This window comes from Desulfosporosinus sp. Tol-M2, from assembly GCF_059735615.1.
On record NZ_JCAIJG010000127.1, the window covers coordinates 12,843 to 25,760 of the forward strand.

Here is a 12,918-nt window from a genome sequence, read left to right on the forward strand (position 1 = left end):
ATGGAAAGAATCTCTCCGCATCAATTCATGACCTTAGGGGCAGCAGTACTTCTGGGAACAACGTTTCTCCCCATAGCCTCCGCGGTTACCGGAGTCGCCGGACGGGATGGTTGGATGACTGTCTTGCCGGGTTTAGCGGTAGGAATTCCTTATGGGTTAATGGTCCTTTCTCTTCTGGCCCAATATCCCAATAAAAATTTATTGCAGATTTCCGAAATACTCTTTGGCAAATGGATAGGAAAAATTATTGCTTGCATTTATATATTAATTACGGGTTACTTTGGCGGCTTGTTACTGGCCCAAGTGGGGGACGTCTTTCAGCGGACGATTATGCCGCTTACGCCCATCGGGGTGTTCTACCTGGGAGGGCTTTTACTCGTTTTCTATCTGGTATGGTCTGGAATTGAAGTGTTTGCTCGTTTTTCTGAAGTTATCTTTCCCGTGATCGTGATCGCCTTGCTTCTGAATATTGTCCTCCCCATACCACGGATTGAACAAGGGGAACTTCTGCCTATTTTTAGTGAGGGCTTAAAACCGCTTGGGGGGGGGGTATTAAGAATAATGCCCTTTGCCATGGAGTATATCCTCTTCCTGGGGGGGATGCTTGCTTTTTTACCAACCGGTAAGCAAGCACTTGGTCAATTGAAGACAGGGATTTGGCGGGTTGTTCTCCTGGTGGGCATTCTAGACACATTAATTGTCTTAATTCAAATTCTTGTTTTTGGGCCTAGCGAAACGATCCGTTTGGGCTACGGTTTCCTTATGTTAGGGAAGATGGTGGAAATAAGTCTGACCATTTCGGGGGTCGAATCCTTATTTATGGGGGTTTGGCTTGGGGCCGGGGTCATAAAAGTAGGGGCATTCTTTTTAACAACAAAGTGGGGCTTAGAAACAGGTTTTAACTTGAAAGGATTTAAATGGAACCTCGTAGTAGGCGTTGTATTTTTAGGAATCGCCCTCGGGTTTACTAGAGGAGCGGATTTAATTAAGGAAATTAGTTTTGTCGACAATTATCTGATTTTACCTTTTGCCTCGGTATGGATTCTTATCCTTTGGGGAGTCTCACGCTGGAAGAAGGGAGCCGGTGCTTGATGAAAGGCCTGAAGCACAAATTAGGAGTATTGATCTTGATTGTATGCATTTTGCTATTAGATGGGTGCTGGGATAAAAAGGAAGTGGAGAGCGTGGCCTTGTTGATGGGGGCAGGAATTGATCTTGGGCGGAAACCCGGGACTTATCTCCTTACAGCACAATTTGCCCTGCCTCAAAAAGGTGGAGCGGCGGGTAGTGATATTGAAAGCTGGACATATAGTGCGGAGGTTTCAAGTATCAGAGAATTTTATGAGATGGTTTCCAAGAGCATAAATCGTGTACCTTTTGAGGGCTCACAGAAAGTTGTGGTCATCGGCGAGGATGCGGCGAAAGCCGGGTTTATCAATGTTTTGGATTTTGTCCAACGCTATTCGGAATTTCGGCGGACGATGTACCTGGTTTTAGCCAAAGGGAAAGCCCAAAGTATCTTGAATACGAAATTGGGCAAAGGACAATTACCGGCTATGTTTATTAAAAGTAACATTGAAACAAGTCATGATATCTCAGTTTATCCGACGGTTCGTTTAGGGCATTATCTCACTATTTTGGGCAGGAAAAGTACGGCACCAATTCTCCCGGTGGTTGAGAGTATTAAGCCGGGGGAGGGGATAGGTGGAAATCAAGTAGTGGGAACAGCTGGGGAACAAGAAATGCAGTTACGGTTACAAGGTGCCGGAGTTTTACGGGGGGACCATTTGGCTGACTTTCTGACGGACGAAGAAACCAAAGGTTTTATGTGGTTAGATAACAGTGTTGGGCAGCGCTTTATCAGTACGGTGGGCAGCGAAGAAAGTGAAGTTAACTTTGTTGGGCAGGCCTTGAAATCCACGACAAAATTCAAAGTGTCCGACAAGGATGGAACAATCGGGATAGAATACCGGATCAAAGCAAGTCTTGAGGTTGATGAAGTTCTGGGATTAAAGGAACAGCTTTCGAGTACGGAGTGGGCGGCTCTTCTGAAAGAAGCAGAAAAGAGCTTTGCTAAGGTGATTGAGAAAGAATGCGAGCTTTCCATTAAGAAAGAAAAAGAGTTGAGCCTTGATTTTTTGGGAATTGGACGGCACATCGAACAGCAAAAGCCGGCGTATTGGCAGACAGTAAAGGATCAATGGGAGCAGAAAATTGCGGATTTCCCCGTTTCTCTGGATGTCCAAGTCACAATACATCATTCGGGAATGTCAAAAAGCAGCCCAACGACTAATTCAACGGGAGAGGGGGCAGAATAAAGGGAGAAGTTTAATAGGAGGAATATCAGATGATTAAGACGATTGATAGCCAACAGCCAATGACAACAGAAATCCAGGAAAGATTCCCAGGCCATGAAATTGTGGAGAACGAGGGAAAAGTCCTTCCAGTGTGCAATCGCTGCGCTCAAGTCCCCAGAAATGGGCTATACGACGGTTTTCGGGTCGCGGGAATGTTTTTCTGTTCGGATTGCCAGCAAGAACTGTTCATGGCCGAACAAGGCTCTCCGGAATATCAGGAATTTCTCTTTTTAATCAAAGGGCTGCTTTTTTAGTACTGGGCAGACCCCCATGCCGCTGCGCGGCGCCACTGATGAATGAAAATAGGTACGTATCAGAACGGTGAATAATCAATGAGGATGAAAAATTCTCTAACTTATGTTAAAATATAATAAGTATGTGTCAGCGGAGGCTTTTGTTGATAACTCTCGTTGAATGGAGGTTCATCGGTGGGTGATCTTGGAGAGGGATTGAGTCGTTATCAAAAACAAGGATCCTGCTCTTTCCATACTCCTGGCCATAAAGGTCGACAGGAGTTTTTTAATGGCATAGATTTTCTGGGGATTGATTTGACAGAGCTTCCTGGACTCGATATGCTTCATGCACCAAGGGGGATAATTGCTGAGGCCCAAAAACAGTCGGCTGGGATTTTCGGAGCGGAGGAAACGTTTTTCCTGATTAACGGAGGAACAGTCGGAAATCAAGCGATGTTTCTCGCTTTGGGAGACACAGCTGCTAAACGGGTTGTTGTGGAGAGAAATTCCCATCGTTCCGTTATGTCGGCCTTGGTCTTAAGCGGGTTGAAACCAGAATATGTAATGCCTACAATTCATCCGGATTTTAGTCTTCCGTTAGGATTTGACGTGGAGAAGCAGCAGATTCCGTGGCGAGCGGTCTCCGCCTGCCATGTCACGTATCCCAGTTATTACGGGACAGCCTTTGAATTGAACCAATTAGTGGATGAAAGAAGGCGTATGGGGCTTAATACACCGATTCTTGTTGATCAGGCACACGGGTCACATTATCTTGGACCACTATTTCCTCCAAGCGCTTTAAAGCTTGGCGCAGACCTTGTCTTACATAGCTCGCATAAGACCTTAAGCGCCCTGACTCAGTCAGCTATGCTGCATGTTCAAGGGACGAGAGTCTCCCGCACCCGTTTAAGGCAAAGTCTGGAACTTTTGCAATCCTCAAGCCCGAGTTATTTGCTGCTGGCCTCGTTGGAACGGGCTGGAGAATTTGCTCTGGATTTTGGACGTTGGGAGTGTCTTCAAGAAGAAGTCGAGGCTCTCCATCGGAAAGTGGGGATGAGCTTCCGTATTCTCTCTCAAAAAGATGTCGGAACGTATGGTATTCACACGGTAGATTGGTCGAAAATCCTGATCAATACTTTGCCGTTGGGTGTTCCTGCCCCTCGTTGTGTGGAATACCTTCGGGAAGGTTACGGCATTGAACCGGAGTTATGGGATGAGGAAAACATTCTCTTTATGTTAGGAATTGGGAACACGCCGGAGGATATCCGCAGGCTCACTAAGGGGTTAGAAAGTTTAGCCCGTTTCGCTCATTCGGTTGGCTGTGCTGAATCAAAAAAACGAGTAGGAAACGATAGGCTAAAAATCCCTGCTTTGCCACATCCGATGCTTTCCCCGCGGGATGCTTTTTTTGCCCGGAAACGCCAAATCCCTCTCAAGGAAAGTTTGGGTCATATTGTCGGCGAAACGATCTCCCCTTATCCGCCGGGAATTCCTGTCGTTGTGATGGGCGAAGAAATGACTTGCGAAGTTCTGGATACACTGCTCACCGCTGGAGAGGGGCGTTGGCAAGGGTGGGATGGTTTTAAAAAACAAACAATTTGGATTGTCGAGGAGGAATAATGAATCTACAGTTAGCACTTTTGGAGAAGGCGGCGCATGAAAACCGATTGGCACATCTCTTATTGTTTCATGGGGGAAGTGCACTGCATCAGAGGGAGGTGGCTCTCCGGTTAGCGCAGATTTTAAATTGTAGTCAGCCCACACCGGAGGGACCTTGCCAGGAATGCTACGCTTGTCATAAAATTATCAGTGGAAATCATCCGGATGTTTTATGGCTGAAACCGCTTAAGACTACCATAGGGATCGAGCAAGTCCTCGTCTGGCAACAGAAGGTATACTTTAAGCATTACGAAGGAAACTATAAAGTTTCTGTCATTGAGCAAGCGGATTCAGTGACGTTACCGGCAGCTAATGCCTTATTGAAGGTTATTGAAGAACCTCCGGAGCGAACCGTTATTATATTATGTGCCCAAAATGCCGAAAGAATTTTACCCACTATACAGAGCAGAGCACAGCTGGTTTATTTCCCGGATCTTACTGAAGAAAATTGGCTAACTGGGTTAGGAGAGGCGGATCAGCAAGAAGCAGCTCGGGCCTTTCGTTTAAGTGGGAAAAACCAAAACCTGGCGACAGCTATTCTCGAGCACGGCGTATCATTGCTGCAAGAATGGCTCGAAAGGTTTCGGATTGCGGTGGAAGAAAGAGATTTTCTTAAACTATATGCGCTGTTTCCGATCAATAAGAACCAAGCCGTTTTATATTTGCAAGTCATGGCGGTACAGGCCCGAGAAGGGATTTTTAAGGGCACTATTCGTCCTTTTGAGCTTTTGGCGATCGGAAAAGCTACTGATGTACTACGACAACAAGTTAATCCGAGACTTGTGATTGAAGTGTTAGCTTTGGAATTATTCCAACAAGGAGGGGCTCTTTGTGATTGAGGTTGTTGGCGTTCGCTTTAAACACGCCGGTAAAATATATTATTTCTCCCCGGGGGACCTTAAGCTTGCTGAGTCTGATAAGGTGATTGTTGAAACAGCAAGGGGTGTTGAATTTGGTGAATTGGTCATCCCCTCGCGTTATGTTACTGACGAGGAAGTGATTCCGCCTTTAAAACAGGTCATGCGTAAGGCAACGGCCTCGGATGAACAGTTTGTCGGGCTGAATAAAACAAAAGAAAAAGAAGCTTTCCAAATTTGCTTGAAGAAAATTGCAGAACATCAATTGCCAATGAAATTAGTCGATGTTGAGTATACGTTTGACGGGAATAAGATTATTTTTTCCTTTACGGCGGAGGGGCGAGTTGACTTCAGAGAATTAGTAAAGGACTTGGCCGCAATATTTAGGACTCGTATAGAGCTTCGCCAAATAGGAGTACGCGACGAAGCTAAAATGCTTGGTGGGGTCGGGTCTTGCGGACGGATTCTCTGTTGTACTTCCTTCTTAGGAGACTTTGAACCGGTTTCGATTCGAATGGCTAAGGATCAAAAACTCTCTCTTAATCCAACTAAAATTTCTGGAATTTGTGGTCGTCTCATGTGCTGCCTTAAGTACGAAAATGGTTGTTATAAATCCGAAGATAAAGAGCATTGTCCACGTCACAACACTCAAGTGGGGGAAAAGATGTCAATAACTCCGGATAAAGCAAACTCCCGAGCAGAAAGCGTCTTCTCTGCAAAACCCGATGGGACACTGCAACGCAATAGGAAAGGGGAAAAGCCCAAAGGAAAGAGTGAGAGAGTATGAGTCAGTTGACCCAGGCCCTAACAGAAGTGGAAGAAAGATTACGTTCCCTTCTTGAAGAGGTTAACCGTTTGCAGCCTTATGTTCAAGCCTTGGAGGAAGAAAATATAAAGTTAAAACGGGAGTGGACCTTTCCTGAAAAGGAAACAGAACGTGTTATAGCCAATGCCGAACACATTCAAGGAGTAGCTCATGATAATCTTGTGCGCCTGTATCAAGAAGGTTTCCATGTCTGCCACCTTCATTTTGGGCAACCGTTGGAGGGAGATTGCCTGTTTTGTTTGGGTTTCTTGAGGAAAGATTAAGTCAACCGGGGCATATGAAAGAGAAATAATAAGTCAAAGATGCAAATAGATTTGCATACTGACGGACTATTTCCTTGAATGTGCCTTGACAAGGAGACGAAGGTATGTTGGCCAAAGGTACGTTGTATGTATGTGCGACACCGATTGGGAATTTAGGAGATATCACCTTGCGGGTTTTAGATACATTGCGGGAAGCAGATTTGATTGCTGCTGAGGATACCCGTCATTCCCAAAAGCTTTTGCAACATTACCGGATTAATACGCACATGACCAGTTATCATGAACATAACGAAAAGAAGAAGTCCCTGGAATTGGTGGAGAAACTAAAAACCGGCCAAACGATTGCGCTCATTTCTGATGCAGGCTTGCCCGGGATTTCTGATCCGGGATGTGAAGTAATACGTCTTTGTCTTGCGGAGAATATTCCGGTAGATGTCTTGCCGGGACCTAATGCCGCACTCACGGCTCTGGTGTTATCTGGAATGCCGACGGAGCATTTTGCTTTTCACGGATTTTTGCCTGCTGCAACAGGAGTAAGGGAAAAAAGCCTTGAGCAACTGGCTAATCTTCCTCAAACGCAGATTTTTTATGAGGCGCCTCATCGTCTGGTGGCGACTTTACGAGGAATCTCAGAGTACTTTGGGGAACGAGATGTGGTAGTTGTGCGCGAGTTAACAAAATTACATCAGCAGGTGCACAAGGGAACCGTCCAGGAGTTAATAGAAACTTTTGAGTTAACAGCACCACGAGGGGAGTGTTGTATCGTTATCGCACCCTACGTCCCCGTGAAACCGGTCGGAGGCCCGGAAGAATGGTGCCAAGAGGTCAAAGAAGGCATAAACCGAGGGTTGAGTAAGAAAGATGCCATGAAAGAAGTGGCCAGGCGTTATGGGATAAGAAAGTCAGAGGTTTACCAGGTATATGAAAAAGAAGGCCTTCCAGGCCTTCCAAGTTAAGAATTTTGATGGATCTGTCAGTTCAGTATTTTTGTCTATGTAATTTAGGTGTGCAAATTAAACGGCTGTTGATTCTACGCTCCCAGACACAGTTTCTCCCATGGCAATTGCACATCCGCGACAGACATTCTTACCGTGAAAAAGTTGGTTATCACTTGCATTACCACAAAAAACACAAGCAGGCTCATACTTTTTAAGAATAATCTTTTCTTGATCTACGTAAATTTCCAGGGCGTCTTTTTCGTCAATACTTAAAGTGCGGCGGAGCTCAATAGGTAAAACAATACGACCGAGTTCATCTACTTTCCTCACGATTCCAGTTGATTTCATCATAAAATTTCCAACTCCTCTTTCAACAACATCCGACAGGAAACTACAGGTTTATGATACCAATCGTTCCAATTAAAGTCAACCCCTTTTTTCATCCGGATAATAAATTTTTTTAAGAATTATTAGTTTCTTCCATATTAATTCCTAATTATGGGCATACTTAAAAATCTGAGTATTATAGATTCCAAAGATATTTGAGATGGGGGACGTTTTGGTGAAGTATTATATTACAACTCCGATTTTCTATCCGAATTCAAACCCGCATATTGGAACAGCTTATACAACGGTTGCAGCTGACACGCTTGCCCGTTATCATAGATTACTGGGGGATGAAGTATACTTTTTAACCGGTACGGATGAAAACGCACAGAAAATTGTTCGCACCGCGGAAGCAAATCATATCGACCCCAGGACTTATGTGGATGGCGTGGTAGAACGCTTTAGAGAATTATGGCTGGCCTTGGATGTTTCAAATGATGACTTTATAAGGACGACGGAGGTACGTCATCATAAAGTTGTTCAACATATTTTTACGAAGCTGTACGAACAAGGGGATATCTATAAGTCGGTGTATTCAGGCTGGTATTGTACCCCTTGTGAAACGTTTTGGCTGGAAAATAAGTTAATTGAGGGCAAATGCCCTAATGCTGATTGTGGCCGGGCTGTGGAACTGCTCAAGGAAGAAAGTTATTTCTTCCGCCTTTCAAAATATCAAGATGCCTTATTAAAACACATCGAAGGGCATCGGGAATTCATCCAACCGGTTTCCCGTCGCAACGAGATGCTGCGCTTTATCGAGGGCGGTTTAGAGGATCTCTGTGTTTCACGTACTACATTTCAGTGGGGAATCAAAGTACCATTTGATCCAAAACATGTTATATACGTATGGCTGGACGCCCTAATAAATTATATTTCAGCACTCGGTTATCCGGATGGAGAAAATTATGGACAGTATTGGCCTGCTGATGTTCACCTCATGGGAAAAGATATAGTGCGTTTTCATGCTGTGATTTGGCCTATTATTCTTATGGCCTTAAATATTCCTCTACCTAAAGTTATTTATGGACATGGCTGGTATCTAACTAATGATGGAGGGAAAATTTCAAAGTCCCGAGGAAATGTTGAGGATTCCTTCGAGTTGATTCAAAGATACGGCTCGGATGCCATTCGATATTTTTTATTACGCGAAATGCAGGCGGGCATGGATGGTACTTATTCCGAAGATAACGTGGTTGAACGCCTAAACAGAGATTTGGCCAATGATTTTGGAAATTTCGTATCTCGGAGTTTAGCAATGGTGGTTAAGTATCGAAAGGGAATCGTTCCTTGTCCAGGGCAAGACGGCTCACAGGAGAGAGAATTGAAGGCGTTAAGTCATGAAGTAAAAAAAGCTGTCGAAAAAAGTCTTGAGGTATTTGACCCGGCGAGTGCACTTGAAGAGATTTGGCGCTTTGTGGCACGGTGTAATAAGTATGTCGATGAAACAGCACCGTGGGTTCTTGCTAAGCAAGAAGAACTGCGGGAGCGCTTAGATACTGTTCTGTATACATTCATGGAATGTATACGCATTATGGCAGTTTTGACAGCCCCTTTCATGCCTGGATTACCGCCCAGAATTTGTACGCTCCTGGGTCTTGATGAAGGGCTCATCCGTTGGGGAGAAACGGATCAATGGGGTATCCTGGAACCCGGGATAAAAGTACATAAGGGAGAACAGCTTTTCCCAAGAATAGACATTTCGCAATTTTCGACAGTAGGAGAGACGGAAAAAGTGGATCAAGATCGAACTACAGATAACATAAGCCAAACCCAAGCTCAAAAAGAAACCGGCGAACCTGCTCCATTGCTCGAATTCGAGCCTATCAAAGAAGAAATCAGCATCGAGGATTTTTCCAAACTGGATTTACGTGTCGGCAAAGTCCTAAGTGCAGAGAAAGTAGAAAAGACGGATAAACTTATGAAGTTAGAAGTCGAAGTGGCCGGCGTTGTGCGTACGGTGGTCTCAGGTATTGCAAAACACTATGCATCAGAAGACCTGGTAAACCAAAATGTGGTCTTGGTGGCAAATTTGAAACCTACCAAGCTGAGGGGAATCACCTCCCAGGGTATGATCTTGGCAGCATCACAGGGGGAAGTGTTGGAAGTCCTTATGGTCAACAAAGATCTTCCCGGAGGGGTGCGGATCAAATGATTTGGGATACACATGCGCACTTAGATGATCCTCTATATTCGGAAGACTTCGAAGAAGTTGCAGCACGAATGAAGTCAGCCGGGATTTCCCGGGTGACAAATGTGGGATGCGATCTCCCTTCTTCAGAACGATCTGTACAGCTGGCTCAAGAATACGATTTTATCTATGCTGCAATTGGTATACACCCGCACTATGCCAAAGGGGCCACAGATGAAACCTGGGCAAAGCTCTTACTCTTGGCAAAACAACCGAAAGTGTTGGCTTGGGGCGAAATTGGGCTAGACTATTATCGCGATCTTTCCCCGCGCTCGATTCAAAAACAAATATTTATTCAACAGATCATGTTAGCAAATGAAGCGGGTTTACCGATTGTTATTCATGAGCGAGATGCTCATCAGGCTGTTTTGGAGATAGTAAAAGCCCATCCCCCAAAGTCCGGCGGAGTATTCCACTGCTATTCCGGGTCATGGGAAATGGCAAAGGTTCTTATGAACCTGGGATTCTATCTTTCTTTTGCCGGACCGGTGACCTATAAAAACGCGCGGCAGACGGTTGAGGTGGCAGGCCATGCTCCAATAGATCGTATTCTCGTGGAGACGGATTCCCCATATTTAACTCCGGAACCGCGACGTGGCAAGCGTAATGAACCGACTTACGTTCGAGAAATTGTTAAGAAAATTGCGGAGATTAAAAACTTGCCTTTTGAAGACGCCGCGCTTCAAACTATGCGTAATGCGGAAATCATTTTTAATACCAGGCATAAAGTATAACTGACGGGTAAGAGTCTGTATTTTTATAGGTTTAGTTCATGTTTTCTTTACTTGTTAAAGGGGACCTTCGATAGCGGAAGGTTCTTTTTTTGTGGGATACTTCATATGGTTCTGTTAAGGGGGAATAAGATGTATTCGCTACCGATCAGTATTTATTCAAATTATTACGGGTAGAGCAATATGTGGAAATCAGATTGATGTGTTTTTCCCATCTCTCCGTCAGTGTGTAAGCTGGGGTCGAAAATCTGTGCATATTTATGTCTTAGCCTCCAGTTAGTGGAAAAACAATTTGACAAACAGACTACTTATCCGTTAAAATGAGGTTGCTAGGTCGGATCAGGATTTTGGAGGGATTTAATGATTCAGTTAACTCGAACTCAGGTCCTATCCTTGGTTCGGAGGTCGCGTATAGCCCAAATAGTTATTTTTGTATGTGCAGTATTTCTTATTACAGGTGTAACACTTTGTTACAATGCCAAAACAATTGAGGCCCACATTGACGGACAAACAGTACGCGTTTCGACGATCTATGGGACTGTGGGTCAGGCACTCGCCCATGCGAACTTAGAATTATATCCGGAGGATATTGTAAACCCTTCTCGGGACACATTGGTTACCAAGGGATTAAAGGTAGAAGTAACGAGGAGTATACCAGTTCATCTCTTGGTGGATGATCAATCTTTCATGACACGGACACCCGCAAAAACGGTGGGAGAAGCGCTTGTTGATTTATCAGAGCGTTACGGACTTCAGATAAAAGACGTGGATGAAGTGAATATTTTACGAACAGAAGCTGTCACGAACCAAATGGAAATTAGGGTACGGCGGTCTATCCCCATTTTTGTACACGTAGATGGTAAGGATATAGATACCTATATCGCGCCACGAACCGTCGCTGATGCGCTCGCGAAACTAGGGATTGTCTTGGGAATGAAAGATAAGGTCTCGCAGCCCTTAGACCATATGCTAGAGTCTAATGAGCATGTTCAGGTGGTTAGGGTTGAGGAACGAGTTGATACCGTGAAAAGTGAGATTCCATTTCAGATTGTTGCACAGTCGGCCGATTATCCCGTCGGATTACCGGATAAAGTTGTCAGTCGTGGCTCAAATGGTCTCCAAGAGCAAACGATTAAACTGACGTTGGAAGATGGGAAAGAGGTTGATCGAGAAATACTCAGTCAGCGAGTGCTTACCCCGCCAACCAATCAATTGGTTTCTCGGGGGGTACAAACTTCAATTTCCCGGGGCGGTACGACCATACATTTTAAACGAGCTTATCTCATGAGAGCGACAGCTTATTGTATACCAGGAGGGATCACAAAAACGGGGGTGTCCGTCCGTTGGGGGGTCATTGCCGTTGATCCCGGAGTAATTTCTCTTGGAGAGAACGTATATGTTGAGGGTTATGGGCAGGCACGTGCTTTAGATACTGGGGGAGCAATAAAAGGGAACCGGATCGACCTTTATATGAATTCCACAGAAGCAGCATTAGCATATGGTGTTCGGAACGTCGTGGTATATGTACAGTAACCGCGAGGCCCGAAGCGCGAAGCCCGAAGTCCGAAGTTCCAAGCTTTAGCTCGAGGCCCGAGCTCGAAGTCTTGGTTCCGAATATCGCGCATTGGGCATTGTGCTTTGGTGGACATTAAGCCTTCGCATTTTAAGCGGAGGCTTGCTTTATGTACGTCAGGAAGTATAACTTTATTTATCCTCACATACTCTTTAATTGAAACCATGAAACGGGGGAGTACTGGATGGGTAAGTATGTGGGGATAACGGGGAACAAAACGGCGATATTACTTGTCCTGAGTGTAATGAGCGTGCTGGTATTATCTGTTCTTTGGCAGGGTTCGACCGCTGTAGTCAGCCATTTTGAAAAGGGCCATATAGTAATGCTTGATCCGGGGCACGGGGGATATGACCCTGGAGCAATTACAAATCAGGGTGTTTACGAAAAAGCGATTAATCTCCAGATTGCCCAAAAGGTCAAGGAAATGCTTGGTCCAAGCGGAATTGAGGTTTTTCTTACACGGGAAGAAGATATTGACTATGTTCCGGACGGGGTCAAAGGAAAAACAACAAAAAAACAAATTGACTTAAATCGCCGTATTGATATGGCAAGAGAGGTAAATGCTGATGTTTTCGTCAGTCTGCATGTCAATGCAACAGCAACAGGACTGCAATCCGGTGCGGAAACTTTTTATCATTATCAGTCTGAATCAGGTAAAGGGTTAGCTGAATTAATTCAACAAGAATTGATTAAAATACCTGGGATGAATCGAAGAATTACAAAACCGGGGGATTTTTACATTATTAAGAACACAAGTATGCCTGCAATTATTGTAGAAGTAGGTTATTTATCGAGTGTGAAGGAACAGAAAAAACTACAGCAATCTTGGTACCAGGAACAGTTGGCACGTGCGATTGCGAAAGGGATTGCAAACTATTTTATACAACCATAATTGACTTGAATAGG

The 12,918-nt window shown here is 44.7% G+C and carries 14 protein-coding genes; 13 read left to right on the forward strand and 1 reads right to left on the reverse strand.

Features of this window, described 5'->3' with window-relative positions:
- The 8 genes from AC6I5A_RS10210 (at position 1) to rsmI (ending at position 7,151) form a co-directional block, all read left to right on the forward strand.
- The gene (locus tag AC6I5A_RS10210; protein ID WP_034615295.1) at positions 1–1,092 is read left to right on the forward strand and encodes a GerAB/ArcD/ProY family transporter; all 1,092 of its coding nucleotides are present in this window, start codon (positions 1–3) and stop codon (positions 1,090–1,092) included.
- Positions 1,092–2,318 carry a Ger(x)C family spore germination protein gene (locus AC6I5A_RS10215; protein ID WP_034615297.1) on the forward strand — a complete coding sequence of 409 codons (1,227 nt, stop codon included), beginning with the start codon at positions 1,092–1,094 and terminating at the stop codon, positions 2,316–2,318. Before AC6I5A_RS10210 ends, AC6I5A_RS10215 begins: the two co-directional genes overlap by 1 nt.
- 29 nt (positions 2,319–2,347) lie before the next feature.
- Positions 2,348–2,611: a sigma factor G inhibitor Gin gene (locus tag AC6I5A_RS10220; protein WP_034615300.1), complete on the forward strand. Its 264-nt coding sequence runs from the start codon at positions 2,348–2,350 to the stop codon at positions 2,609–2,611.
- Between the two features lie 174 nt (positions 2,612–2,785).
- Complete coding sequence (locus AC6I5A_RS10225) at positions 2,786–4,210, forward strand: aminotransferase class I/II-fold pyridoxal phosphate-dependent enzyme (protein ID WP_497900655.1); 1,425 nt, start codon at positions 2,786–2,788, stop codon at positions 4,208–4,210.
- Complete coding sequence (locus AC6I5A_RS10230; RefSeq protein WP_034615305.1) at positions 4,210–5,088, forward strand: DNA polymerase III subunit; 879 nt, start codon at positions 4,210–4,212, stop codon at positions 5,086–5,088. Before AC6I5A_RS10225 ends, AC6I5A_RS10230 begins: the two co-directional genes overlap by 1 nt.
- Positions 5,081–5,893: a PSP1 domain-containing protein gene (locus AC6I5A_RS10235; protein ID WP_034615309.1), complete on the forward strand. Its 813-nt coding sequence runs from the start codon at positions 5,081–5,083 to the stop codon at positions 5,891–5,893. Before AC6I5A_RS10230 ends, AC6I5A_RS10235 begins: the two co-directional genes overlap by 8 nt.
- Positions 5,890–6,195, forward strand: a complete 306-nt coding sequence (locus tag AC6I5A_RS10240; RefSeq protein WP_034615312.1) for an initiation-control protein YabA — start codon at positions 5,890–5,892, stop codon at positions 6,193–6,195. Before AC6I5A_RS10235 ends, AC6I5A_RS10240 begins: the two co-directional genes overlap by 4 nt.
- Positions 6,196–6,299: 104 nt before the next feature.
- Positions 6,300–7,151: a 16S rRNA (cytidine(1402)-2'-O)-methyltransferase gene (gene rsmI, locus AC6I5A_RS10245; protein ID WP_034615315.1), complete on the forward strand. Its 852-nt coding sequence runs from the start codon at positions 6,300–6,302 to the stop codon at positions 7,149–7,151.
- Positions 7,152–7,208: 57 nt separating this feature from the next.
- Here rsmI and AC6I5A_RS10250 read toward each other — a convergent pair whose 3' ends face one another.
- Positions 7,209–7,481: an AbrB/MazE/SpoVT family DNA-binding domain-containing protein gene (locus tag AC6I5A_RS10250; RefSeq protein WP_034615447.1), complete on the reverse strand. Its 273-nt coding sequence runs from the start codon at positions 7,479–7,481 to the stop codon at positions 7,209–7,211.
- Positions 7,482–7,695: 214 nt separating this feature from the next.
- On the opposite strand from AC6I5A_RS10250, the gene metG reads away from it, so the two are divergent.
- The 5 genes from metG (at position 7,696) to AC6I5A_RS10275 (ending at position 12,904) form a co-directional block, all read left to right on the forward strand.
- A complete protein-coding gene (gene metG, locus AC6I5A_RS10255; protein ID WP_034615319.1) occupies positions 7,696–9,672 on the forward strand; it encodes a methionine--tRNA ligase in 1,977 nt (658 codons plus the stop codon).
- A complete protein-coding gene (locus AC6I5A_RS10260) occupies positions 9,669–10,442 on the forward strand; it encodes a TatD family hydrolase (RefSeq protein ID WP_034615322.1) in 774 nt (257 codons plus the stop codon). Before metG ends, AC6I5A_RS10260 begins: the two co-directional genes overlap by 4 nt.
- 178 nt (positions 10,443–10,620) lie before the next feature.
- Positions 10,621–10,719, forward strand: a complete 99-nt coding sequence (locus AC6I5A_RS10265; RefSeq protein ID WP_497900661.1) for a hypothetical protein — start codon at positions 10,621–10,623, stop codon at positions 10,717–10,719.
- Positions 10,720–10,799: 80 nt separating this feature from the next.
- The gene (locus tag AC6I5A_RS10270) at positions 10,800–11,972 is read left to right on the forward strand and encodes a resuscitation-promoting factor (protein WP_034615325.1); all 1,173 of its coding nucleotides are present in this window, start codon (positions 10,800–10,802) and stop codon (positions 11,970–11,972) included.
- A gap of 224 nt (positions 11,973–12,196) precedes the next feature.
- The gene (locus tag AC6I5A_RS10275) at positions 12,197–12,904 is read left to right on the forward strand and encodes an N-acetylmuramoyl-L-alanine amidase family protein (protein WP_034615328.1); all 708 of its coding nucleotides are present in this window, start codon (positions 12,197–12,199) and stop codon (positions 12,902–12,904) included.
- Positions 12,905–12,918 lie beyond the last annotated feature (14 nt).